Source organism: Sphingomonas panni, from assembly GCF_022664435.1.
GTDB classification, from domain to species: Bacteria; Pseudomonadota; Alphaproteobacteria; order Sphingomonadales; family Sphingomonadaceae; genus Sphingomonas; species Sphingomonas panni.
Window position 1 is genome coordinate 20,697 of sequence record NZ_JAKREU010000009.1, and the last position, 24,117, is coordinate 44,813.

The following is a 24,117-nucleotide window of genomic DNA, read 5'->3' on the forward strand; positions in this document are numbered from 1 at the left end:
GGGCGCGGGTTGCGACTTTCGGCGGTTGGGGAAGCCGTCTCCTCGCGATACGTTGACGACGCATGGTGTTGCGAAACGGAGGATTCGGAATGCGTGGCTATGGCTTCCCCTTTCTCATTTCCGTGCTGCTGGCAGGCTGTTCACCATCGACGAACGACGTGGATGCACAGATCAAGGCCGCGCAACTGGCTTCGACATTCGGGGCGACCGCGACCTGGAAGCTGTCGGACGCAAACTGGTAGCGGCAACGCCGGCAATGCGCGATGCCGCCTATCGCTTCTGCATCGAACGCTATGGCGGGGATAGCAACTGCTTCAATGAACAGGACTATTCGCTGATTGCTGCCAATCACGTGGAAAGCAACGTCCGCCGTGCCATCCGGGGCGTTTCCAGTGCGCCCTTTTTCGATGCACTTCGCGCCCGGCCGGCGGCATTTGACGATGCCCGGCGTTATTGTTTCTCGGTGTATCGGGATGCAGGCGCACAGGACGCCCGGATACTGGGTCCGTGCCTGTCCAGCGCGACGGGATCGGATTTCTTTGCGATCATCCCGGTTCCGTGACGCCCGATAGCACCTCGGATAGCGTTGGCAGGGCAAAGATGCTTTTCGATGAAAGGACCCCTAATGCAACGTCTGCAATCGAAACTCTGCGTCGTCACCGGCGCGGCGCGCGGGATCGGCCATGCCATCGCCACGCGCTTTCATGAAGAGGGCGGCATCGTCGTCCTGACCGATATCGACGCCCATGCCGGACAGGCCGCCGCCGATGCGCTCGGCTGTCGGTTCATCGCGCTCGACGTGCGCGAGGAGGGCGACTGGGCACGGCTGTCGCGCGACGTGCCCACAGCCGATGTGATGGTCAACAATGCCGGGGTGACCGGGTTCGAGGGCGGCATGGTCGCCCACGACCCCGAACATGCCTCGTTGGAGGATTGGCGCGCGGTCCATGCGGTCAATCTCGACGGCACCTTCCTCGGCTGTCGCTATGCCATCGGCGCGATGAAGGCGGCCGGCACCGGATCGATCATCAACATCTCGTCACGCTCCGGGCTGGTCGGCATTCCGGGCGCGGCCGCCTATGCGTCATCGAAGGCGGCGATCCGCAATCATAGCAAGAGCGTCGCACTCTATTGCGCGCAGCAGGGCTGGCGCATCCGCTGCAACTCGGTCCATCCGGCAGCGATCCTGACCCCGATCTGGGAACCGATGCTGGGCGACGGCCCCGACCGGGAGGCGCGGATGGCGGCGCTGGTCGCCGACACGCCGCTCAAGCGGTTCGGATTGCCGGAGGAGGTCGCGGCAGTCGCGGCGATGCTGGCGTCGGACGAAGCGGCATATATGACCGGGACCGAGGTCAATATCGATGGCGGACTGCTGGCCGGATCGGCTGCGTCGCCGGGGTAGGCTCATCGTCACCCCGGACTTGATCCGGGATCCCGCTCTCTAACCGGCCGCAGTGAAGAAGCGGGACCCCGGGTCAAGCCCGGGGTGACGGGATAGGGACGGATTACCCCTTTTTCACCGACGTCGGCACGGCGCAGGCCAAGGCCTGGCGATAGGGCTGCTTCCAGCAGCGGCGAAACCCATCGAGTATGTTGAGATTTCTTGGCCACTGCAATTTCGTCGGCTTGCCGTCCGGCCCAACTGTCTGGGCCAACTCGGGTGGCTTCGGCAGGGCGGCCAGTGCGGCACGGGCGCGCTCCAGCCCCGACCGGTCGCCACGCAGGAATGCGATGGTGCCATCGACATACCGGTTCCAGCCCCAAACCCGATCGATCTCGGCCGGCTTGCGGCTGCGCTCGAACAAGGCGATCGCCTGCTGTTTTTGTCCGATCTCGGCCCGCATTTGTCCTTCGTGCCAGAACAGAAGGCGGATGTCGGGTGCATCGGAACCATGCGCCGTGCGCCAGTCGCGGATCAGGTTGGCCGCTTCTGCCGTACATCCCCGATTCGATAGACCACGCCAGCCACCCGCCATATCCTGATCGAACGCGTCATAGTCCAATGCCAGCATTGCCGCCCGGTCATAGCGGCAATCGGGGGCGGGAAGGGCGACCAGTGCAGCAGCCAGCAACAACATCACCCTATCTCCTCATCCTATCGCGCGCGGTGGAACCGCCACGAAAAATCATGGCCCCCGGCCGGGGTCGCGCCCGACAGCACCAGCTGGAAGGTTGGCACCGGCGTGCCGCCCTCGTCGATCCACAGGCTTTCCTCGACGCCCAGCGTCGCGCCCTTGCACCGGAACTGCCATACCGGGCCGCCATCCGGAATGCGCAGGAACGCGGCCTGTCCGTCGGGCGTCGGCGCGATCTCGATTCCGGGGGCGAGGTGGAAGCGTGCGACGAACCCCGTCTCCCCCTTGCGTCCGCGCCGGCCGGTCGGGATCAGCATATCCTCGCCCTGCACGTCGCGACCATCGGCGGATAGGGTCAGGACGCGGCGATGCTGGAAGCCGAGGCGTTTGGCATAGCCGTCATGCGCAACCTCGATCCGGCTGATCGCGTCGCTTTCCTGCCTTGCCAAGTCGACCACGCCGACGCCCTTGCCCAGCGAACCGTCGGCATGGATTGCGGTCGAATTGGCATCGGCCAGCACCAGTGTCGAATGGGCGGCGGTGGTGCGTAGCGCGCGGCGCAGCTCGGGGGAGAGCGTCAGCAAGGCCGCGCCCGCGCCGCCGCAATTGACGACGATCCGCTGCCCGGCATCGGACAGTTCGAACGCCAGCGTCGACGCACAGCCCTCCCGCGCAGCCCGCGCGACCGGCGGCGGGGCGCAATCGACCATCAGCACGGTGCGCCCGGCAGCGAGCCGCTGATAGCCCCAGTCGCCGGCATGGCGCAGGGGACGCGTGCGCACGCCGGTCGCCGCGACGACATCGGCGATGCGTTCGCCGTCGACCGGCCCCGATCCCTGCCAGCAGGCGAGGCCCCCCTCACCATGGCACACGCCGAGCAGCGCCGCGACCATCCGGGTCAGCGCCAGCCCCTGCGCCTCGGGCACGTCCATCCGCCGCGCGGCATAGATTTCGCGCAAAGCGGTCAGCGTCATCACCGCGTCCAGCTGTTCGGCGGGCGAGCGGCCGACGATGCCGCCATCCTCGAACAGTCCGTTGGTCAGCGCCCGCGCGAGGCCATGTTCGCCGAATGCGCGGCGCGGATCGCCGCCCGGTATGACCAGTCCAGCGGCGACCACCCCTGCCCAGGCCGTGATCGCGCGGATGCCTGCGGAAGCCTTCCCCGCTTCCCCATCGAGGTGCCTAGCGGCGCGCGCGATCGTATTGAGCACACGCGAGCGATAGACCAGATCGGTCGACGACAGGATCAGCGGGGCGTGGGCGATCCAGAACAGCATTCGCCGCCCGGTGACATGCCCGCTCCACGCCGGTTCGGACACCCGCTCGCCATGCGCCGCCAGCCATTGCAGCATCAGCGTCTCGGCGATCGGCACCGCGGTTACGCGCGGCGCGACGCTGGAGAGGTCGCGCAGCCACGCAAAGCTATGCAGATGCTCGGCAAAGGCGCTGGAGAATTTGGGACGGTCGAGGCCGAGGCGAGCAAGCGGGACGCTCTCGCCCCGGAACATCAACTCGCCGCGCAACAACGCCTGCCCGCGCGCCATGTCGCCGAAGAACGGGTCGTCGGCGATCGCGATCAGCTTGAGCGGATGCCGCCCCTTCAGCCGCAGCCCGTGCAACGGGGTGCGCCATGCCAGCTGTTGCAGTTTCTCGGCGATGCGTTCGGACAGCGACAGTCCGGTGCCGCCGCCCTGCCGCACCAGCCGCTTGCCGACGTCGATCTCGCCCTGCGGTTCGTCGATCGGCTGGGGCGGGATCATGCGCCGCGCAGTGCGGCGATATTCGCGGCATAGGCGGTCGGGCCGCCGGTAAAGGTCGCGGTGCCGGCGACGAGGCAGTCGGCCCCGGCGGCAATCGCCTTGGGCGCGGTTACCCGGTCGATCCCGCCATCGACCTGCAGGTCGATGTGGCGACCGGTCGCGTCGATCTTCGCGCGCAGCACCTCGATCTTGCGCAGCTGGCTGTCGATGAACTTCTGTCCGCCGAACCCCGGATTGACGCTCATCACCAGCAGCAGGTCTACAAGATCGATCACCTGATCGACCACTTCGACCGGCGTGCCGGGGTTCAGCACCACGCCGGCGCGCTTGCCCAGTGCCTTGATCCGCTGAAGCGTGCGGTGGAGGTGCGGGCCCGACTCCGGGTGAACCGACAGGATGTCGGCCCCGGCCTCGGCAAAGGCTTCTACCAGCGGGTCAACCGGCGATACCATCAGATGGACGTCGAACGGCTTGGGGCTATGCGGGCGCAGCGCCTTCACCACCGCCGGGCCAATGGTCAGGTTCGGCACGAAATGCCCGTCCATCACATCGATATGAATCCAGTCCGCCCCGGCGGCATCGATGGCACGGACTTCCTCGCCCAGCTTGGCGAAGTCGGCGGACAGGATGGACGGCGCGATACGGACGGGTTGCATGGGGCCCGTCCTAGCATGGTCTGCCGACTCGGCAAGCAAAGGGTAAAGGAACATGCAACAATTGGTGCGACTTGGCCGGATTGGGCGCTAGCTGAACAACGCGTCCTCGCGCCGGCTTGCGATGACCTCTTGCAGGCTCGGTTCCCGCAGCCGTTCGATCGTGTCGCAGTCGGCGTGCCAGCGGATCAGTCCGGCATCGGCGAACTGTCCCAGCCAATAGTCCATGCACCACCGCCCCCACCGCGCGCGAAATCGCGTGGCGTTGCGCAGGATCGCGTCGAACTGGTGCAGCGGCGGGATATGGACGGCGTGATGCTGGTGCCACGCAACCGCGCCGCCGACCCATGCCATCGGGACGCCGGCCGCTTCGAGCCGCCACGCAAAATCGGTTTCCTCACCGCCATAGCCGACATAGCCGGTATCCATGCCGCCCGCCGCGTCCCAGGCCGTCCGCGGCAGGGCGAAGGACAGGCCCCACAGCTCGCCATGGCTGGGCACGGGACGGATTTCGTCCGCGGCCAGCGCCGGCTTGGCGGGATGGCGGACGCCCCTTGCCGGGTCGAACGGGCCGGGCGGGAGATAGTGCACCTCACCCAGATAGACCGCGGGCGCGGCGTCCAGTGCGTTTGCATAGCGTTCGACCAGCGTCGGTGACGGCACGCAGTCGACGTCGAGGAAGATCAGCCGATTGCCCCGCGCGGCCTCGGCGGCCGCGTTGCGTGCTTCGGCAAGCGGCATCGGATCGCCCGGCACGAACACGTTGCGCACCGGCACGCCGGGATCGGGCAGGCCGTCCGGCGCATGATCCTGCATATAGGCGATGACCAGTTCGTCGGGCCGGCGCGTCTGCTCGGCAAGGCCGGCCATCAGCTGTGCCAGTTGCGCGGTCCGCCCGCGCACCAGCGTACAGACCGAAATCACGCCGACAGTCGCTGCGCCGGCAGTCGCCGGAAATGCGCGACCCCCTCCATGATGCCGAACGCATAGCCGCGCCGCGCGACATAGCTGTGGGCGAGGTCGGGCCGCTGGGCGAGGCCGTCCGAATAATTGCCGACGATGATCGCATGGGCACAGGCGCGCAGCATTTCGACATCGTTGCCGCTGTCGCCCGCGACGATCACCTGATCGCGGCGCATCTGCGCCCGGCGGCGGACATGGTCGACCGCCGTCCCCTTCGACGCGGCCAGCGGAAGGATATCGAGATAGCGGCCATGGCTGTGAATGACCGAAGCGGTCAGGCCGGCGGCGGCGAGCAGGTCGCGGACCCGCTCGGCGATATCGGCCTCGCCGCCGGTGAAGTAGCTCAGTTTATGGCTGCGTTGTTCGAGCGGGCTTTGCGGGCGTAGCTCGCCCCGGCTCGACAGCAGTGCGGCGATGGCGGCACGGTCCCATCCGGCGTCGATGATCGCCGTCCATTCATCGTCGCGTTCATATACCCCACCATGGACGCGGTGGTAGATTTCCGACCCGACCGAGGTGATCATGACGGCGGGCGGCGCGACCTGGTTCTGGGCGAGGATCGCCAGCGCGCTGTGCAGGCTGCGGCCGGTCGCGATGCCGAACGCCATGTCGTGCTGGTCGCCATGCCACAGGTTGAACGCCTGCGCCGCTTCGGTCTCGCCCAGCAGCGTGTTGTCGATGTCCGAGATCAGCAGCAGGCGCGGGCTGGCGACGGCCGGGGCCGGCGGAGCGATCACCGCTGCTGCCAGTTCGGCATAGCGCGTGACATGGCCGTCCCAGTCGTACAGCTCCGCCACGCTGGCCCCGGCGCGCGAATAGCGGTCCCACAGCGCATCGTCGGACAGGATCTTCAGCATCGCCCGGCCGATCGCCATCGGATCGCGCGGGTCGACGAGGATGCCGTTGTCGCACCCCTCGATGATGTCGTTCGGCCCGCCGCTGTCGGTCGCGACCAGCGGCAGGCCCGATGCGGCGGCCTCCAGCAGGGTCAGGCCGAAGGGTTCGTTGAGCGCCGGGTTCACGAAGATGCCGCGCTTCGCCCGGGCATGTGCATAGATGGCGGGTACTTCATGCGGAGCATGGGTCTTGGGGATCGCGACCGATCCGTAGAGGTCGTAGCGATCGATCAGCGCGAACAGTTCGGCCATGTTGCCCGCCAGTTCGGGTTCGAGGCTGCGCGGATCGTCGCGCGTCCCCGCCACGATGACGAGGTTCGCGGCGGTCTGCAGCGCCGGGCATCGGCCATAGGCATGGACCAGCGCCGCCAGGTTCTTCTTGCTGACCGGGCGGGCCAGCGCGAGGATCACCGGCTTGGACGGGTCGGCGAGGAAGCGGTCGATCCGTGCATCGACCATCGCATCGGTGCAGGTGCCCGCGAACATCCCCAGATCGCTGCCCGGCGGGATGATGCGGATGCGGCCGGGATCATAGCTCGGATAGCCGGCATATTGCACCTCCGCCTCGTCGCGCGAGGAGGCGATGATCGCATCGGCATGGGCGATGGCATGGTCCTCGATCACGATGCGGCGTTCGAGGCCGGCGGTTTCCGCGCAATCGGTGCCGAACGCGGCCTGCTTCACCCGGCCGAGCGAATGGGCGGTGAACATGTAGGGAATGCCCAGCCGTGCCTTGATCGCCGCCGCCACCGCGCCGGCATCGGCATAATGGGCGTGGATCAGGTCGGGGCGACGGTCCAGCCCCTCGATATGCGCGACCAGCGCGTCGACGAAGCTGTCGGTTTCGGTCCACAGCGCTTCCTTGGCCAGATAGGCGTCGCTCGCCGAGCGCAGGCGGACGATCCGCGTCGTGTCGTCGATCGCCTCGACCGCGCGCCAATAGCCGTCGCCGAGCGGCCCGCCGCGAAAGGCGCGGGTGACGATCTCGGTACGCTCGATCCCCGCATGCCGCCCCGTAGCGGCGACCAGATCGAGAAGATAGCGGATGTGACCGCCGGTATCCGCCGTCACCCCATATTCAACCTCCCGCGCGCGAAGACATCCCTGCAGGGCGAGGTGAAGGATGAACATTACGGAACTTTCCCGTTAAAAAACGCGGACTTGTTGCCGCCCTCACAGGAACCGTTGCGCCTCCGCTTTGTTCCGGTGGGCGATGGTATCCCCGCTTCGCATCGCCCAGGTCGCCCCGGTCATCTACCCCACGCCGCCAAGGGGGGCGGGGGGAACCGAGCGGGTCGTGTCCGACCTGACCGAGGCGTTGATGGCGATGGGCCATGACATGACGCTGATCGGTCCGAGCGACAGCGTGACCACCGCCCGCCATCTGTCGGCGCATCCCAGCCTGTCGGCGCTGGAAGCCTATCACGGCCCGGTCGCGCCCGGCGTGCCCGCCGCGCTGGAGGCGGCGCAACTGGGGTTGCTGGCCGCGCATCTGACCGAGTTCGATATCGTCCATTGCCATGGCGAGTTCGCCCATGCGGCCGTGCTGGGCAGCCGGATCGGACGCAGCCTGACCACGGTCCATTGGCGGCTGGACGAGCTGGACCGGAAGCTCTTCTTCCACAGCTTTCCCGAGCTGCCGGTCGCGGCGATCTCGCAGGCGCAGGCACGCGACCTGCCGCGCGCCAACCGCGCCGGCGTGGTGCATCACGGCATTCCGGCCGACCGGTTCGCCGCCGGGACAGGGGGCGAAGGCATCGCGTTCATCGGGCGGATGACCGACCAGAAGCGGCCGGACGTCGCGATCCGCGTGGCGCGTGCCGCCGGACGGTCGATCCGGCTGGCAGGCGGGATCGATGTCGGCAATCCGCGCTATTTCGACGAACGGGTCGCGCCGTTGCTAAGTGACGACGCGGTGCATGTCGGCGAGGTCGACGATCGTGCGAAACAGGCGCTGCTGGGCGAGGCGGCGGCGCTCCTCTTCCCGATCGACTGGCCCGAACCGTTCGGGCTGGTGATGATCGAGGCGATGGCGTGCGGCACGCCCGTGATCGCCTGGGATCGCGGCAGCGTGCGCGAAGTGGTCGAACCGGGCGTGACCGGCTTCATCGTGAGGACCGAGGACGAGGCCGTCGAGGCGCTGGGCCGGATCGACACGCTCGACCGGGCGCGGGTGCGCAAGCGGTTCGAGGAACGCTTTACGGCGACTCGCATGGCGGAGGATTATGTGACGCTCTACCGGCAACGGATCGCGCTGGCGCAGGGCGCTGGCGCATGAGGATCGGCATCCTCACCTGGGCCTATCCGCCTGAAAAGAGTGGGTTGTCGCGCGCGGCCTGCGAGATCGCGCACGCACTCGCCGAAGCCGGACACGATGTGCGCGTCGTCACGATGGACCGGACCGGTCGCAGCAGCAGCGACGGAGTCGAGGTGATCGGCGCGGCGGAGGACGGGTGGCTCGCGCGGCTCAGGCGCTGGCCCGGCATCGGTCATTTGTGCGGCCCGGCGATGATCGCGCGCACCGTCCGCTGGCTCCATGCCGAACGCCCGTTCGACGTGGTGGAGGCGACCAACTGGTATGCGCCGGGACTGTGGGTCGCGCTGACCGGTCCTGCGCCGCTCGTCACCCGCAATTCGACCCCGGTCGCGACCAGCGCCGCCAAACCCCGTTCCCTGCGCGACCGGATCGATCGCTGGGCGGCGGTGACGCTGGAGGCGCTGTCGGCGCGCGCCTCGGCCGGGTTGATCTCCAATACCGAAGCCCATGGCGCGAAGGTCGCAACGCTGTACGGCACGCGGCCGCCGGGGCAGGGCCATGCGGTGATCGGGCTCAGCCTGCCGCCGGCCATCGTCGATGCGGGGCGGGCGGCATCCTACCCGCCGGGCAATGATGAGTTGCGGCTGCTGTTCGTCGGGCGCAACGAACCGCGCAAGGGCACCGACGCGCTGATCGGTGCGCTGCCCCAACTGGCGGCGGAGGCCGACGCCGGCAGCCTGCCCGATTTCCGGCTGACGATGATCGGGCTGCACCGCACCGAACTGGACCGGTTGCCGCCGGCCGCACTCCGCCGGATCGACAGTTTCCACCGGGTCGAGGACGACGCGCTCCATGCTGCGCTCGCAGCTGCCGATATCGTCGTTGCGCCGTCACGCTATGAGAGTTTCGGGCTGGTCTATCAGGAGGCGATGACCTTCGGCCGGCCGATCGCGGCGTGCGGCGAAGACCCGAGCGCAAGACTGTTCGTCGGCGGCAGCGGCGCGGGGTTGCTGGCGGACGACTGCACGGCCGACGCGCTGGGCGCGATCTTGCGGCGGATGCTGCGCGATGGCGATCTGCGGCAGGCGCTGTCGACGGCGGCAAGAGTCGCGGCGGGGCGCTTTACCCGCGCCGGCCTCGCCGCCGAAACGGTCGCCGCTTATGGCGCGTCGTTAAAGGGGCGCAGCAGGGCGGCTTCGTCGCCGGGGCGGCCGGCACCCGCCGACATGGCCTCGTAGACCTTCGAGCGTTCGATCACCCGGGGGCGGTCGAGATGATGCTCGATCGCCCCCGCCAGCGCCAGCGAGGTCCGTTCGAACGGGACGACAGGGCGTTCATGGACCGTGCCGGCAAAACGGATATGCGCACGGGTCAGGCGATACTGGATGTCGGGCCATAACGCCGACTGCACGCCGTCGACGAGGTTACGGCGCGGCAGGCCCAGCGCCCACAGCCCGTCACAATCCGCCGCCGCCGTCAGCCAGCCGAGCGCCGCCAGCAACGCCGCGTCCGGTGTCTCGTCGCTGTCGAGTTGCAGCACCCAGCCCGTCGCCAGCGCCTGCACCCGGTTGCGTTGCGCAGCGAAGTCACCCGCCAGCGGATGGGCATGGACTTGGGCACCGGGAACCGCCCGTGCCAGCGCCGCCGCATCGCCCTCGCTGCCGTCGAGCAGGACGATCCGGTCGGCGAAGTGCGGGGCAAGGTCGGTCAGCAGCCGGGCGACATGGTCGCTTTCTCCGGCGCGGGCGATCATGCCCAGCGTGATCGCGTGCGGTTGGGCCGTGGCCGACCGCCAACCATCGCCATCCGTCACCAGTCCCAGCGCCCAGCCGGCGTTGCGCCGGGCGTGCGGTGCGAGGGCGATGCCGGCGGCGGGCGTACCGTCGATCAGCAGCGACCGGATCGCCGCGCGCACCGTAGCCGGCATGAAGTACAGGTCGGCCAGCGCCAGCCCGCAATGGTTGCATTCGGGCATCGCGCGGTCGTGCCAGCGATCATTGCCGCAGATCGGGCAGCGCGGGCCGGTGATCGTTTCGTCCATTGGTGGCAGCCCCCTTGCGTTACGATGCGGGGGAACGCACGACGGGGACGGCAGTTCGCCGGGGAGGATTACGGGGAACGAACATGGACACGATCATCGTCGCCGGGGCCACTGGCGACCTTGGCAGCCGGATCGCGAAGGCGGCGGTGGCGCGCGGGGCGAAGGTGCGCGCGCTGGTCCGCGCCGGCACCGCGCCCGACCGGATCGCGGCGCTGGCGGCGATCGGGGCCGACCCGCATGTCGTGGATTTCGACGATGCCCAGGCGCTGTCGCACGCCTGTCGCGGGGTGGTGTGCGTCGTATCGGCGCTGAACGGCCTGGGCGATACGATCCTCGATACCCAGACGAAGCTACTGGATGCGGCGCTGGGCGGCGGCGCGGCGCGGTTCATCCCGTCCGACTTCTCGATCGACTATCGCGCGCTGCCGACCGGTACCAACCGCAATTTCGACCTGCGTCGCGCGTTCCGCACCCGGATCGATACCGCACCGATCATGGCGACCTCGATCTTCAACGGCGCGTTCGCCGACATGCTGAACGGGCAGATGCCGCTGATCCAGCGACGGGTGCGGCGCGTGCTGTACTGGGGCGATGCCGATGTGAAGTTCGCGCTGACGACGAAGGACGATGTGGCGGCCTATACCGCCGCCGCCGCGCTTGACCCCGCAGCCCCCCGCAACCTGCAGATCGCCGGCGCAGAGGTCAGCGCGCGCGATCTGGCGGCACTGATGGGGGAGGTCACGGGCAAGCCCTATGGCCTGCTGCGCGCCGGGTCGCTGGGCGCGCTCGGCCGGATGATCGGGGTGACGCGGCGGCTGTTCCCGGCGCGGGACCAAGTGTTTCCGGCGTGGCAGGGAATGCAGTATCTCCATAACATGTTCGACGGGCGCGCGCCGAGCGGACCGGTGGATAACGGCCGGTATGATGTGGCGTGGACCGATTTGCGGGACGTGTTGGCCGACCGTCCGTGAGGGACCGTCGCCCCAGCGCAGGCTGGGGCATCAAGCCGCAGGAGCGTTGCGCCGGCGGAGGGAGATCCCAGCCTGCGCTGGGATGACGTACCCTTACGATGGCGAGAACCGCTGCAACGGCAGCACCATCCCCGCCACCACGAACCAGCATCGTTCGACTGCCGCCGCCACCGCCTGGTTGAGTCGCCCCGCCTCGTCGCGAAATTCGCGGCCCAGCGGATGGTCGGGCACGATGCCCAGCCCCACTTCGTTGCTGACCAGCAGCAGCGGATGCCGTGCTGCGCCGATCGCGGCGATCAGGTCGGCGCTATGCCGCGCCACGTCATGCCCGCCGAGCATGACATTGGTCAGCCATAGCGTCAGGCAGTCGACCAGCACCGGCCCCTCCGCCGCAGCGATCGCCGGTGCCAGATCGACCGGACATTCGACCGTCCGCCAGCCGGGACCGCGATCGGCGCGGTGGCGGGCGATGCGGTCGGCCATTTCCGCGTCCCACGCCTGCGCGGTGGCGAGATAGGTCCACGGCCCCGGCAGCGCCTCGCACGCACCTTGCGCCAGCCGGCTCTTGCCCGACCGCGCGCCGCCCACGAACAGGGTTGTCGTCGCCATCTTGTCCCGTGCCCCGATGCGCTTTAAGGGCGCGGATGCGACAGGTTCCCAGAAATGGGATGAAAAGGGAACCCGGAAGCGCGTTTGCGACGCGTCATCCGGGGCTGCCCCCGCAACTGTGACCGGCGAGCCCTGCTCCTCCGTGTGCCACTGGATGCAAATCCGGGAAGGCCGGGCAAGGCGATGACCCGCGAGCCAGGAGACCTGCCCGTCGCGGTTGTCCTTCGCGCGGACGGGGTGTGCCGGGCGATCGAGGGTTTCCTCGCGTGACGACGTCGTTGGGGTCGTGTGCGCGGGGGACAGGTGTCTGCCGCTTCCGTCGCGTGCGCCCCCGGATTGCATCTAGGGGGATTACCCGAATGAAGACCCGTTTCCTGTTGCTGCCCTGCCTGTTGGCGGCGACCCCAGCCTTTGCCCAGAGCGCCCAGTCGACCAGCGGCCTCGAACGTGTGGCCGGCAGCGACGACGAGATCGTCGTGACCGCCAACCGGGAGGCGCGTCCGGTCGACACCGTCGGACAGGCGGTGACCGTGCTCGACACCGCGACCATCGAAACCCGGCAGGCGGTGATCGTGTCCGACCTGCTGCGCCAGACGCCGGGCGTCACCGTCACCCGCAACGGCGGTCCGGGCACCACGACCAGCGTCAACATCCGCGGCGGCGACAGCGACCAGACCGTGGCGTTGATCGACGGCGTGAAGCTCAACGATCCGTCGTCGCCGGGCGGCGGGTTCAATTTCGGCAACCTGCTGATCGGCAATATCGCCCGCATTGAAGTGCTGCGCGGCGCGCAGTCGGTGCTGTGGGGCAGTCAGGCGATCGGCGGCGTCGTCAACCTCATCACCCGCCAGCCGACCGAAGCGCTGGCGATCAACGCACGGGCCGAGGGCGGATCGTTCGGCACCGGACAGGCCTTTGCCAATGTCTCGGGCAAGGCCGGGCCGGTATCGGCCAGCCTGGGCGGCGGGTTTTTCACCACCGATGGTATCTCGGCCTATGCGCCGGGGCGTGAGAAGGACGGATACCGGAACTACGGCGCGAACGGCAGCGTGTCGGTCGCGCTGGCCGACAGCGTGTCGGTCGACGTGCGCGGTTTTTATTCGAACGGGCGGACCGAGATCGACGGCTTTCCCGCGCCGACCTTCACCTTCGGCGATACGCGCGAAGTGGGCAAGGCCGAGCAATGGACCGGCTATACCGGGTTGAACGCCGCGCTGTTCGACGGGCGGTTCCGCAACCGCATCGGCTATGCTCATACCCAGAGCAATCGCAGCAACCGCGACCCCGACGGCACGCCCACAGAGACGTTCCGGGGCAAGGGGCGCAACGACCGCATCGATTATCAGGGGTCGTTCGACGTCACGGATGTGGTGTTCGCGACCTTCGGCGTCGAGCGTGAAGTGTCGCGCTTCACCACGGCGAGCTATGGCGGCACGCCGACGACCGGCCGCGCGCGGCTGCTCGGCGTCTACGGCCAGCTGGCGGTGACCCCGATCGAGAATCTGACGTTGACCGGCGGCGTGCGCCACGACGATCACAATGTGTTCGGCGGCGCGACGGTGTTTTCGGGCAGCGGGGTATGGTCGCCCAACGGCGGCAACACGCTGCTCCGCGCCAGCTATTCCGAAGGGTTCAAGGCACCGACCCTGTACCAGTTGCAGAGCGAATACGGAAATGCGCAGCTGACCCCGGAACGGTCGAAGGGCTGGGACGCGGGTATCACCCAGCGCGCCCTGGACGGCGCGGTGGAGGCCAGCGCGACCTGGTTCGACCGCACGTCGAAGGACCTGATCGCGTTCATTTCCTGCCCCGCCAACGGCACCGGCATCTGTGCCGGGCGTCCGTTCGGCACCTATGACAATATCCAGCGCGCCGAGGCGAAGGGGCTGGAATTCGCGCTGAAGCTCAAACCCGTCGAGGCGTTCACCGTCGCGGCGGCCTATACGTGGCTGGATGCGGAGAACCGCTCGGTCGGCACCGCCAATTTCGGGCGCAAGCTGGCGCGGCGTCCGGCGGACAGCATGACGGTCAACGCCGATTATCGCTGGGCATTCGGTCTTGGCGTCGGCGCGACCGTCACGATGATCGGCGACAGTTTCGACAATGCGTCGAACGCGCGCCGGCTGGACGGCTATGTCCTGACCGACCTGCGGGCGTCGTTGCCGATCACCGAGCGGGTCGAGGTCTATGGCCGGGTCGAGAACCTGTTCGACGAACGCTACCAGACCATCTTCCAGTACGGCACGCCGGGCCGCGCCGCCTATGGCGGTGTCCGGGTCCGCTACTGATCCGATGACATCCCTCGCCGAATTCTGCGCGCATGGTGGCCGGGTGGCTGCCGCTGCGCGTGCGTTCGGCGGGGGCGAGTGGATCGACCTGTCGACGGGCATCGCGCCATGGGCCTATCCCGTCGACACGCTCTACCCCGACCTGACGAAGCTGCCAGAACCCGACGAACTGGCCGCGCTGGAAATGGCGGCGGCGCAGGCGTTCGGCGTCGCCGATCCCGCCCGGGTCGTGGCGGTGCCCGGTACCGACCTTGCGCTGCGACTGCTTGCGGTCGTGCTGGCGGCGAAGCGGCCGGCGGTGGTGCGGCCGGGCTATGCCGGACACGCGGCGGCGTGGGGCGGGGGGCGCAGCGTCGTGGCGCTGGCCGATCCGGGCGATGCCGACCTGCTGGTGCTGGCATCGCCGGCCAATCCCGATGGGCGGGTGACGCCGCCCGCGCGGTTGCGGGCATTGGCCGAGCGGATGACGGTGGTCGTCGACGAAGCCTATGCCGACCCGGCCCCCGGCCTGTGCGGCGAAGCGTCGGACCGGCTGATCGTGCTCAGGTCGTTCGGCAAATTCTATGGCCTGCCCGGTGTCCGGCTGGGCTTCGTCATCGCCGGCGCGCGCGTTGCTGGGGCGCTGCGGCACCTGCTGGGCGACTGGCCGGTGTCGATGCCGGCGATCGCCATCGGTATCGCCGCCTATCGGGATGCCGCTTGGCGTGGGGAACAGGTGGAGCGGATCGAGACGGTCGGCAGCCTGCTCGACCTCGCCCTGTCGCGATGCGAGCGGATCGGGGCCGCGCCGTTGTTCCGGCTGATCGGCACGCCCGACGCGCACGCCCTGTTCCGTCATCTGTGCAACCATGCCATCCTGACCCGACCGTTCGCCGACGACCGGCGTCGCCTGCGCATCGGCCTGCCGCCCGACGGCGCGGCGCTGGCCCGCCTGACCCATGCCCTTGCCGAGTATTTCCGATGACCGAGACCCCCGACGATTACGCCCGCCACAATGCCCGGATGCAGCGCATGGCGGTGGCGCGTGAAAAGATGCAGGCGCGCCGCACGCTCGAACGCGGGCTGCTGATCGTCCATACCGGCAATGGCAAGGGCAAGTCGTCCAGCGCGTTCGGCATGGCGATCCGCAGCATCGGCTGGGGGATGAAGGTCGCGATCCTCCAGTACGTCAAGGGAAAATGGGAGACGGGCGAGCGCAACTTCTTCGACGCGCATCCCGACCTCGCCCGCTTCGAGGTGATGGGCGAGGGCTTCACCTGGGAAACGCAGGACCGCGCGCAGGACATCGCCGCCGCGCGGGCGGCATGGGAACGCTCGAAGGAGATGATCCTCGATCCTGCGATCGACTTCGTGATCCTCGACGAACTCAACATCGTGCTGCGCGACGACACGCTGCCGGTCGCAGAGATCGTCGATTTCCTGAAAGGCCGGCCACTGACCAAGCATATCTGCGTCACCGGCCGCAACGCGAAGCCCGAACTGCTGGAGATCGCCGACCTCATCACCGAATTCGGCGAGGTGAAGCATCCCTATCATGCCGGGTTCAAGGCGCAGAAAGGCGTCGAATATTGATCCGTCCGCTCGCCTTGTTGCTGGTTGCACCGGCTTTGGTGTCCGCCGCGCCGCGCCTGCCCCGGATCGTGTCGATCAATCCGTGCGTCGATGCGGTGCTGGCCCGCGTCGCCGATCCGGCGCAGATCGTCGGGATCAGCCATTATTCGCAGGATGCGCGCGCGACCTCGGTCCCGCTTGGCTGGGCGAACCGGTTCAAGGCCACGTCGGGCACGGCGGAGGAGGTGGTCGCGCTGCGCCCCGATATCGTCCTTGCCGGGCCGCATGTCGAACCGGCGACCATCGCCGCGTTGAAGCGGTTGCGGATCAGGCTGGTGCAATATCCGGTCGCGGAATCGGTGCCCGACAGCATGGCGCAGGTCCGCGAGATCGCGGCGGCCACCGGCCATGCCGACCGGGGTGACGCGCTGGCGGCGCGCATTGCCGCTGCCGCCGCGCCCTCTTCAGCGCGTCCGGTCGGGGCGTTGGTATGGCAGGGTAACGGCTTGGTACCCGGTAGCGGTACGCTGACCGACGACCTGTTGAAGCGCGCCGGATTCCGCAACATGAGCGCCGCATACGGCCTGAAGCAATGGGACGTGCTGCCGCTCGAATATCTGGTCGCCGATCCGCCGCGGGTGCTGCTGTCGACCGCGCCGGAGGGCGTGCAGGACGACCGCATGACCGGCCACCCTGCAGTGCGGCGGCTGGCGAAGCACATCACCGTCGCGCCCTATCCGACGCGGCTGATGAATTGCGGCGGGCCGACGATCATCGCGGCAATGGCGCGGTTGCGGCAGGTCCGTGCGAAGGTGGCGGCATGAAGCGGCTGACCCTTGGCCTCATCGTCCTGCTGCTGCTCGCCGCCGCCCTGTCGGTCGCGGCAGGCAAAATATGGGTGCCGCTCGATGCGTGGAGCGCCGACGATCCGCGATCGATCATCATCGTCGAATTGCGCTTGCCGCGCACCGTACTGGCGCTGCTGGTCGGCGGCGCGCTCGGCCTGTCGGGGGCGGTGATGCAGGGCTATCTGCGCAATCCGCTGGCCGATCCGGGGCTGTTCGGCGTGTCGTCGGGCGCGGCGTTCGGCGCGGTGATCGCGCTCTATTTCGGTTACGCCGCGCAAATGTGGCTGCTGCCGGGGTTTGCGCTGGTCGGAGCGGGCATCACCATGACGCTGCTCGCGCTGATCGCCGGACGATCGGGCAGCCTGTTGCTGTTCACGCTCGGCGGCATGATCCTGACCAGCATCACCGGGTCGCTCACCTCGCTTGCCATCAGCCTCGCGCCGACGCCGTTCGTATCGTCGCAGATCGTGACGTGGCTGCTGGGCGCGCTGACCGATCGCAGCTGGGACGATGTGCTGGTTGCCGCACCGCTGATCGCGCTCGGCATGGGCGTATTGGCGCTGACCGCGCGGTCGCTCGATGCGCTGACCCTGGGCGAGGCGGCGGCGCGGTCAATGGGCGTCGATCCGGCGCGGTTGCAGCGGCTGGTCATTCTGGGCATCGCGCTGACAGTCGGGGCATCGGTGGCGACGGCGGGAATGATCGGCTTCGTCGGGCTGATCGTGCCGCATCTGGTCCGGCCGCTCGCGGGCAATCGGCCGTCCGCGATCCTGCTGCCTTCGGCGCTGGCAGGGGCGGTGTTGCTGACCTTTGCCGACAGTCTGGTGCGGCTCGCCCCGACCGTCAGCGAGCTGCGGCTGGGGATCGCCATGTCGATGCTGGGCGGGCCGTTCTTCCTCTATCTGCTGATCGCGATGCGGAGGCGGCTGGCATGACCGATCTGGTGGCTGATGGGATCGGCCTGACGCTGGGCGGCAAGCGCGTGCTAGACGATGTATCGTTCAGCTTTCGGCCGGGGCGGGTGACGGTGCTGCTCGGTGCCAACGGCGCGGGCAAATCGAGCCTGCTCGCCTGTTTGGCCGCGCTGCGCCGCCCGGATACGGGCGCGGCCCGGCTGGGCGGGAAGGATGTCCAGGCGATCGACCGCCGGGCGCGGGCGCGGGCGATCGGGTTGCTGCCGCAATCGGCCGATGTCCACTGGGATATCGATGTGGCGACGCTGGTCGGACTGGGCCGGTTCGCGCATCGCGGTCGCTGGGGCGAGACGCAGGCGGATCGCGATGCAGTGGCGGCGGCGCTGGCGGCGACCGACATGACCGCGCTGGCCGGGCGGGGCGTCGAACGGCTGTCGGGCGGCGAGCGGGGCCGCGCGCTGCTGGCGCGGGTGCTGGCCGGGGAACCGGACTGGTTACTGGCCGACGAACCGCTCGCCAGCCTCGACCCCGCGCACCAGCTGGACGTGCTGGCGCGGTTGCGCGGCGTGGCGAGTGGCGGGCGCGGCGTGGTGCTGGTGCTGCACGACCTGCATCTGGCGGCGCGGGTCGCCGACGATGCGGTGCTGCTGAAGGATGGGGGCATCGTCGCGGCGGGTGCGGCGGAGGCGGTGCTGACCGCGCCGGCCATTGCCGAAGCCTATGGCATCGATGTGGAGATCGGGCATACGGCGCAGGGGCATCGCTACATCCTGCCGGTCGCGCGGTGATCCCGCTCGCCGCGCTGATCGTCGAGGCGGGCATCGGCTATCCCCGGCGGTGGTGGCATCCGGTGATGGGGGTAGGCGCGCTGATCGCGGGGTTCGAGCGACGCTGGAACCGGCGGCGGCGTTTGGAGGGTGTCATCCTCGTCCTGCTGCTGGTCGCGCTGTCGATCGTGCTGGGGCGGGTGATCGAGCGGATGGGAACGATCGTGACCGTGCTGGCCGCGACGACCGGACTCGCACAGCGCAGCCTGCACGACCATGTCGCTGCGGTGGCGCGGCCGCTGGCGGCAGGCGACCTGTCGGCGGCACGGGCTGCGGTGGCGATGATTGTCGGGCGTGACACCGATACGCTCGACGAAGCCGGGGTGGCGACGGCGGCGATCGAGAGCCTGGCGGAGAGTTTCTGCGACGGCGTGGTCGCACCGGCACTCGGCCTGTTGCTGTTCGGGTTGCCGGGGCTGTTCGCGGTGAAGGCGATCAATACCGCCGATTCGATGGTTGGGCATCGCACCCCGGAACTGTGCGCGTTCGGCTGGGCTTTGGCCAGGGCGGACGATATCGTCAATTTCGTGCCGGCGCGGATCGCGGGTGCGCTGATCGCGCTGGCGGGGCGCGGCGGCTGGCGCGAGATGCGGCGCGATGCGCCGTCCCATGCCTCGCCCAATGGCGGCTGGCCGGAGGCGGCGATGGCCGGGGCGCTGGGGCGGCGGCTGGGCGGGGCGGTGACCTATGACGGGGAGCCGGCGCAGCGCGCGATACTGGGCGACGGGCCGCGTCCCGATGCGCGCGATCTGGCGCGGGCGCTGGTGATCTATCGCACCGCCTGCCTGCTGCTGTGGATGCTGGTCGGGCTGTTTCCATGGCTGGGGTAATGATCCAGGGGACCGGATCGGACGTCGGCAAGTCGGTGCTGGTCGCCGGGTTGTGCCGGCTGCTGACGAACCGGGGGATGCGGGTCCGGCCGTTCAAGGCGCAGAACATGTCGAACAACGCCGCCGTCTGTGCCGATGGCGGCGAGATCGGCCGGGCGCAGGCCCTGCAGGCGATGGCGTGCCAAGTCGCGCCGACGACCGACATGAACCCGGTGCTGCTGAAGCCGCAGAGCGACCGTACGTCGCAGCTGGTCGTCGGCGGGCGGGTCACGGGGGTGATGCGCGCGGGCGATTATCGGGCGCGGCGGCCGGAGCTGCTTGTCGAAGTGCTTGCCGCCTATCGCCGGCTGCGGGCGGAGGCGGATATCGTCGTGGTCGAAGGCGCGGGATCGCCGGCCGAGATCAACCTGCGCGCCGGCGACATCGCGAATATGGGCTTCGCGCGCGCGGCCGGGGTGCTAGTGGTGCTGGCGGGCGATATCGATCGCGGCGGGGTGATCGCCTCGCTGGTCGGCACGCAGGCGGTGATCGATCCGGCGGACGCGGCAATGATCCGCGGCTTTCTGGTCAACAAGTTCCGGGGTGATCCGGCGCTGTTCGACGATGGCCGGGCGGAGATCGTCGCGCGGACCGGGTGGCGCGATATCGGGCTGGTGCCGTGGCTGGCCGACGCCGCGCGCCTGCCCGCCGAGGATGCGGTGGCGCTGGGGCGGGGCGTCGAGGGTAGCGAAGGGCCGCTGATCGCGGTGCCGATGTTGTCGCGCATCGCCAATTTCGACGACTTCGACGCGCTGGCGCACGATCCGGCGGTGCGGTTGCGGATGATCCCGCCGGGCCAGCCGCTGCCGGGCGATGCGGCGCTGGTGATCCTGCCGGGGACCAAGGCGACGATCGCCGATCTGTCCTTCCTGCGGGAGCAGGGGTGGGACATCGACCTCGCGGGGCATGTCCGGCGGGGCGGGCGGGTGCTGGGGATTTGCGGCGGATATCAGATGCTGGGCAGGCGTATCGCCGACCCGGACGGAATCGAGGGGTCGGCGGGCAGCGTCGCGGGGCTGGGGTTGCTGCCGGTCGAGACGGTGATCGCCGGTATCAAGACGACGCGGCCGGTGACGGGCGAGTTGCTTGGGGGTGCGGCCTTTGCCGGGTATGAGATTCATGCCGGTGTGACGCAGGTCGCGCCGGGTACGCCGTCGTTCCTGCGGTTCGACGACGGGACGGCGGACGGGGCGACGGCGCGCGACGGGCAGATCGCCGGTTGCTACGTCCACGGCCTGTTCGACCGGACCAGTGCGCGGACCGCGCTGCTGACCGGGATCGGGGCTGCCGCCGATCCGCTGGACCGGCATGAGGCGGTCGACGCCGCGCTGGACGGGGTTGCCGCCGCGCTGGAGGCGGTACTGGACATCGACGCATTACTGGACATTGCCGGGGAGGCTGCATGATCGACGACATTCGCGCGCATCTGGACGCGCTGGCCAAGCCGCGCGGGGCGATGGGGCGGCTGGAGGCGCTTGCCCAAGAACTGGCGCTGACGCAGCGGCGGATCGATGCGCGGACCACCCCGCGACAGGCGGTGCTGTTCGCCGCCGATCATGGTTGCGTGGGGGAGGGAGTGTCGGCGTGGCCGTCCGAGGTGACGCAGATGATGGTCGCGACGATCCTCTCTGGGCGGGCGACCAGCAACGCGCTGGCGGCGGCTGCGGATTGCCCGCTGAAGCTGGTGGATGTTGGCACGATCGCGCCGAAGTTGGCGCCCCATCCCCATTTCCGCGACGCGCGCGTGGCGCAAGGCACGCAACCGCTGGGACAAGGGGCGGCAATGGACGTCGCGCAGTTCGACGCGGCATGGGCCGTGGGCGTCGAGGAGGCCGAGGCGGCGATCGAAGCGGGGGCGGTGCTGCTGATCGCGGGGGAGATGGGAATCGGCAACACGACGCCGGCCGCCTGCCTGACCGCGCTGCTCGCCGGGATCCCGCCCGATGCGGCGGTCGGGCGGGGAGCGGGGGCCGACGATGCGGTGCTGGCGAACAAGCGTCGGGTCGTGACGGCCGCCGTGGCGCGGGCGGCGGCGATGCCCGACCGGCGCGCGGCGATCGCATCGGTCGCAGGCTTCGAGATCGCGGCAATGGCCGGTTTCTATGCGACCGGCGCGGCGCGCGGGGTGACGCTGCTGCTCGACGGCTATGTCACGACTGCCGCCGCGCTGATTGCGCAAGCGCTAGCGCCCGGTAGCGTAAGCGCGATGATCGCCGGTCATCGTTCGGCCGAACCGGGGCATGGCGCGGCGCTCGCGGCGCTGGGGCTGACGCCGGTCCTCGACTGGGAGATGCGGCTGGGCGAGGGGAGCGGGGCGCTGACCGCGCTGCCGCTGCTCGATGCCGCGGCGGCGTTGCTCAACGATGTCGTGCGGCTGGACCAGATCGGGGCGGATCGTGCCGACTGAAGCCCCGCGCTGGGCCGCGCCGCTGCTGGCGGTGCAGTTCCTGACGCGCGTGCCGGTACCACCGCTCGCCCGGCTGACCGGGGAACAGGCGGCGGTGGGACTGGCACGGGCGATGGCGTGGCTGCCGCCGGTCGGGACGCTGATCGGGCTGGTCACCGGAGCGACCTTCGTACTGGCGCAATGGTGGTGGCCGCCGGTCGTCGCCGCCGTGCTGGCACTGATCTTCGAGGCGCTGCTGACCGGCGCGTTCCATGAGGATGCCGTCGCCGATTTCTGCGATGCGTTCGGCGGCGTGGCCAGTGGCGAACGCGCGCTGGCGATCATGAAGGACAGCCGCATCGGCAGCTATGGCGCGCTGGGGCTGGGGCTGGTCGTGCTGCTGCGCGTGGCGGCGATGGTCGCGTTGCCGCCGGTGCTGGCACTGGTGGCGATCGTCGCGGCGGCGACGCTGGGACGATTATGTGCGGTGACGCTGGCGGCGTTGGTGGCGCCGGTCGGCAGCGGCACGGGGATGGCGGTACGTGCGGGTCGGATGGCGCGGGGGCGGCTGGCGCTGGCGATGCTGCTCGCGCTGCCGGGAACGTTGCCGTTGCTCTGGTCGCGACCGGGCGCGTTCCTTGTCGCCCTGCTGGCGATGGCGGCGATGCTGGCGCGGCTGGCGCGGTTCCTGCTGCGGCGGATCGGGGGGAGTACCGGCGATTGCCTCGGCTTTGCCGCCGCGATGGGGCAGCTGGCGGTGCTGCTGGCGGTCGCGGCGCGGTGAAGGTCCTGCTGCTGCGTCATCCGCCGGTCGCGCTGGCGTGGAAGGGGCGCTGCTACGGCCGGTCCGACATGGGCTGGAGCCGCGAAGGTTGGGCGATGGCGCGCCGGATCGTCCGCGACCTGCCGGTCGTCGATGCGGTGGTCCATTCCGGCGCGCTGCGCACCCGCCGGCTGGCGACGATGCTGGTGCAGGACATGCCGGTCGTCGAAGACCCGCGCTGGCTGGAGCGCGATTTCGGCCGGTGGGAGGGGCGGCGCTGGGACGCGATCTGGCGGGAGAGCGGCGCGGAGATGGACGGCATGATGACCGATCCCGACACCTATCGCCCCGGCGGCGGCGAAACCGGGCGCGAACTAGCCGACCGGGTAGCGGCGGCGTGGGACGCGTTGCCGGTGCACGCGACCGTGCTGGTCGTCGCCCATGGCGGGCCGATCGCCACGCTGCGCGCGTTGCGGGCCGGACAGCCGCTGACGCGCGCAGTGGACTTCATTCCCCCGTGCGGCGAGATCGTCCCGCTTCAGCGATACTGCCAGTAGCGGACGTAATCGACCTGCATCGATTGCGGGAACTTGCTGTCGTCGATGCCCATCTTGCCGCCCCAGTCCCCACCGACCGCGACGTTCAGGATGAGGTTGAACGGCCGGTCGAACGGCCAGGCGGCCCGACCGCCGGGCTGGTCGTTGGCGACGCGCATATAGCCGCGTCCGTCGATGCCGATGGTGATCGCGTCGGGTTTCCAGTCGAGCTGGTAGCGATGCCATTGGCCGCACGCGGTCGGCACCTTGATCGCCCCGCCGCGCTGCGTGCCCCTGGCATGGTTGAACGCCCCGGTATGCAGCGTTGCATGAACCAGATCGGGTTCGTAGCCGACCAGTTCGAGGATATCGATCTCGCCCTCGTCGGGCCATTTGCCCTCCGGCGGCAGCATCCACAGCGCCGGCCAGATTCCACGCCCGCAGGGCAGCTTCGCCCGGATGTCGTAAAAGCCATAGCCCATCGGCCGGGTCGAGACGATGCGCGCGGAGGTATAGTCCTGCCCGCCCGAATCCGCACCCTTAGGCTTTTCGCGGCGAGCCTCGATCACCAGCGCGCCCTGTTCGGTCCGCGCATTGGCCGGGGTGTCGGCGGGCGCATAATATTGGCGTTCGTTATTGTGCCAGCCGGCCTTGTTGCGGCTGGTGTCGAAGCGCCAATGGGCCGGATCGATCCGCTTGCCGGTAAATTCGTCGGCAAAGCTCGGCGCGGTGGTCGGCGGCCCGATGGCGACATCGACCGCATGGTTCGACGCACCGAGCGTCGCGGGCTGGTCCTGTGCCGGTGCCACGGCCGAAAGACCAAGGGTCGCCAGCATCCATATCGTCCTGCCCATCGGCCATCCTCCTGAAATCGCGCCGGTTTCGTCCGGGCCTGCACCTAGGGTAG

The 24,117-nt window shown here is 69.2% G+C and carries 25 protein-coding genes and 1 riboswitch; of the genes, 17 read left to right on the forward strand and 8 right to left on the reverse strand.

All coding sequences use genetic code 11. The features are described from left to right. Positions 1–89 precede the first annotated feature (89 nt). The 3 genes from MF609_RS15865 (at position 90) to MF609_RS15875 (ending at position 1,405) form a co-directional block, all read left to right on the forward strand. On the forward strand, positions 90–242 hold the full coding sequence (locus MF609_RS15865; protein ID WP_242417125.1) for a hypothetical protein: 153 nt from the start codon (positions 90–92) through the stop codon (positions 240–242). Positions 243–256: 14 nt separating this feature from the next. After that, positions 257–562: a hypothetical protein gene (locus MF609_RS15870; RefSeq protein WP_242417126.1), complete on the forward strand. Its 306-nt coding sequence runs from the start codon at positions 257–259 to the stop codon at positions 560–562. 63 nt (positions 563–625) lie between these two features. Continuing rightward, a complete protein-coding gene (locus MF609_RS15875) occupies positions 626–1,405 on the forward strand; it encodes an SDR family oxidoreductase (protein ID WP_242417127.1) in 780 nt (259 codons plus the stop codon). A gap of 103 nt (positions 1,406–1,508) precedes the next feature. On the opposite strand, the gene MF609_RS15880 is transcribed toward MF609_RS15875, so the two are convergent. The 5 genes from MF609_RS15880 to MF609_RS15900 form a co-directional block, all read right to left on the reverse strand. Further along, positions 1,509–2,015, reverse strand: a complete 507-nt coding sequence (locus tag MF609_RS15880; RefSeq protein ID WP_242417128.1) for a hypothetical protein — start codon at positions 2,013–2,015, stop codon at positions 1,509–1,511. 83 nt (positions 2,016–2,098) lie between these two features. Beyond that, positions 2,099–3,838: a heparinase II/III family protein gene (locus tag MF609_RS15885; protein ID WP_242417129.1), complete on the reverse strand. Its 1,740-nt coding sequence runs from the start codon at positions 3,836–3,838 to the stop codon at positions 2,099–2,101. Next, positions 3,835–4,494 carry a ribulose-phosphate 3-epimerase gene (gene rpe / locus MF609_RS15890; RefSeq protein ID WP_242417130.1) on the reverse strand — a complete coding sequence of 220 codons (660 nt, stop codon included), beginning with the start codon at positions 4,492–4,494 and terminating at the stop codon, positions 3,835–3,837. Before rpe ends, MF609_RS15885 begins: the two co-directional genes overlap by 4 nt. Before the next feature lie 87 nt (positions 4,495–4,581). Beyond that, complete coding sequence (locus tag MF609_RS15895) at positions 4,582–5,415, reverse strand: glycosyltransferase family 2 protein (RefSeq protein WP_242417131.1); 834 nt, start codon at positions 5,413–5,415, stop codon at positions 4,582–4,584. Then, positions 5,412–7,481 (reverse strand): HAD-IIB family hydrolase, encoded by a 2,070-nt coding sequence (locus tag MF609_RS15900; protein WP_242417132.1) that lies wholly within the window; start codon positions 7,479–7,481, stop codon positions 5,412–5,414. The genes MF609_RS15895 and MF609_RS15900 overlap by 4 nt, the downstream gene beginning before the upstream one ends. Before the next feature lie 82 nt (positions 7,482–7,563). Here MF609_RS15900 and MF609_RS15905 point away from each other — a divergent pair, with 82 nt between their 5' ends. Together MF609_RS15905 and MF609_RS15910 are read left to right on the forward strand one after the other, a co-directional pair. Further along, entirely contained in the window at positions 7,564–8,628 is a 1,065-nt protein-coding gene (locus tag MF609_RS15905; RefSeq protein ID WP_242417133.1) for a glycosyltransferase family 4 protein, read from the forward strand. After that, complete coding sequence (locus MF609_RS15910; protein ID WP_242417134.1) at positions 8,625–9,845, forward strand: glycosyltransferase family 4 protein; 1,221 nt, start codon at positions 8,625–8,627, stop codon at positions 9,843–9,845. Before MF609_RS15905 ends, MF609_RS15910 begins: the two co-directional genes overlap by 4 nt. Here MF609_RS15910 and MF609_RS15915 read toward each other — a convergent pair. Beyond that, positions 9,767–10,648, reverse strand: a complete 882-nt coding sequence (locus MF609_RS15915; RefSeq protein WP_242417135.1) for a glycosyltransferase family protein — start codon at positions 10,646–10,648, stop codon at positions 9,767–9,769. The genes MF609_RS15910 and MF609_RS15915 overlap by 79 nt on opposite strands. A gap of 83 nt (positions 10,649–10,731) precedes the next feature. Between MF609_RS15915 and MF609_RS15920 the strand changes: the two genes are divergently transcribed. Beyond that, positions 10,732–11,619: an NmrA family NAD(P)-binding protein gene (locus MF609_RS15920; RefSeq protein ID WP_242417136.1), complete on the forward strand. Its 888-nt coding sequence runs from the start codon at positions 10,732–10,734 to the stop codon at positions 11,617–11,619. Positions 11,620–11,712: 93 nt separating this feature from the next. Here MF609_RS15920 and cobU read toward each other — a convergent pair whose 3' ends face one another. Next, positions 11,713–12,228, reverse strand: coding sequence for a bifunctional adenosylcobinamide kinase/adenosylcobinamide-phosphate guanylyltransferase (gene cobU / locus MF609_RS15925; protein ID WP_242417137.1), 516 nt, complete (start codon positions 12,226–12,228; stop codon positions 11,713–11,715). A gap of 25 nt (positions 12,229–12,253) precedes the next feature. Beyond that, a riboswitch (cobalamin riboswitch) is annotated at positions 12,254–12,454 on the forward strand. A 133-nt stretch (positions 12,455–12,587) separates the two neighbouring features. Between cobU and MF609_RS15930 the strand changes: the two genes are divergently transcribed. From MF609_RS15930 to MF609_RS15980, 11 genes are read left to right on the forward strand one after another with little or no spacing between them, the layout of a single operon-like run. Next, on the forward strand, positions 12,588–14,516 hold the full coding sequence (locus MF609_RS15930) for a TonB-dependent receptor plug domain-containing protein (protein ID WP_242417138.1): 1,929 nt from the start codon (positions 12,588–12,590) through the stop codon (positions 14,514–14,516). Between the two features lie 4 nt (positions 14,517–14,520). After that, positions 14,521–15,480 (forward strand): aminotransferase class I/II-fold pyridoxal phosphate-dependent enzyme, encoded by a 960-nt coding sequence (locus MF609_RS15935; protein WP_242417139.1) that lies wholly within the window; start codon positions 14,521–14,523, stop codon positions 15,478–15,480. Then, complete coding sequence (gene cobO, locus MF609_RS15940; protein ID WP_242417140.1) at positions 15,477–16,088, forward strand: cob(I)yrinic acid a,c-diamide adenosyltransferase; 612 nt, start codon at positions 15,477–15,479, stop codon at positions 16,086–16,088. The genes MF609_RS15935 and cobO overlap by 4 nt, the downstream gene beginning before the upstream one ends. Beyond that, positions 16,085–16,891: an ABC transporter substrate-binding protein gene (locus tag MF609_RS15945; protein ID WP_242417141.1), complete on the forward strand. Its 807-nt coding sequence runs from the start codon at positions 16,085–16,087 to the stop codon at positions 16,889–16,891. Before cobO ends, MF609_RS15945 begins: the two co-directional genes overlap by 4 nt. Beyond that, complete coding sequence (locus tag MF609_RS15950) at positions 16,888–17,850, forward strand: FecCD family ABC transporter permease (protein ID WP_242417142.1); 963 nt, start codon at positions 16,888–16,890, stop codon at positions 17,848–17,850. Before MF609_RS15945 ends, MF609_RS15950 begins: the two co-directional genes overlap by 4 nt. Further along, positions 17,847–18,617 carry an ABC transporter ATP-binding protein gene (locus MF609_RS15955; protein WP_242417143.1) on the forward strand — a complete coding sequence of 257 codons (771 nt, stop codon included), beginning with the start codon at positions 17,847–17,849 and terminating at the stop codon, positions 18,615–18,617. Before MF609_RS15950 ends, MF609_RS15955 begins: the two co-directional genes overlap by 4 nt. Then, entirely contained in the window at positions 18,617–19,486 is an 870-nt protein-coding gene (cbiB, locus tag MF609_RS15960; RefSeq protein WP_242417239.1) for an adenosylcobinamide-phosphate synthase CbiB, read from the forward strand. The genes MF609_RS15955 and cbiB overlap by 1 nt, the downstream gene beginning before the upstream one ends. After that, positions 19,474–20,931, forward strand: a complete 1,458-nt coding sequence (locus tag MF609_RS15965; protein WP_242417144.1) for a cobyric acid synthase — start codon at positions 19,474–19,476, stop codon at positions 20,929–20,931. Before cbiB ends, MF609_RS15965 begins: the two co-directional genes overlap by 13 nt. Then, positions 20,928–21,932 carry a nicotinate-nucleotide--dimethylbenzimidazole phosphoribosyltransferase gene (gene cobT, locus MF609_RS15970; RefSeq protein WP_242417145.1) on the forward strand — a complete coding sequence of 335 codons (1,005 nt, stop codon included), beginning with the start codon at positions 20,928–20,930 and terminating at the stop codon, positions 21,930–21,932. The genes MF609_RS15965 and cobT overlap by 4 nt, the downstream gene beginning before the upstream one ends. Further along, positions 21,922–22,695: an adenosylcobinamide-GDP ribazoletransferase gene (gene cobS / locus MF609_RS15975; RefSeq protein ID WP_242417146.1), complete on the forward strand. Its 774-nt coding sequence runs from the start codon at positions 21,922–21,924 to the stop codon at positions 22,693–22,695. Before cobT ends, cobS begins: the two co-directional genes overlap by 11 nt. Continuing rightward, positions 22,692–23,231, forward strand: coding sequence for a histidine phosphatase family protein (locus MF609_RS15980; protein ID WP_242417147.1), 540 nt, complete (start codon positions 22,692–22,694; stop codon positions 23,229–23,231). The genes cobS and MF609_RS15980 overlap by 4 nt, the downstream gene beginning before the upstream one ends. Here the strand turns inward: MF609_RS15980 and MF609_RS15985 are convergent. Then, positions 23,213–24,046 carry a glycoside hydrolase family 16 protein gene (locus MF609_RS15985; protein ID WP_242417148.1) on the reverse strand — a complete coding sequence of 278 codons (834 nt, stop codon included), beginning with the start codon at positions 24,044–24,046 and terminating at the stop codon, positions 23,213–23,215. The two genes, MF609_RS15980 and MF609_RS15985, sit on opposite strands and share 19 nt — an antisense overlap. Between the last annotated feature and the right edge of the window lie 71 nt (positions 24,047–24,117).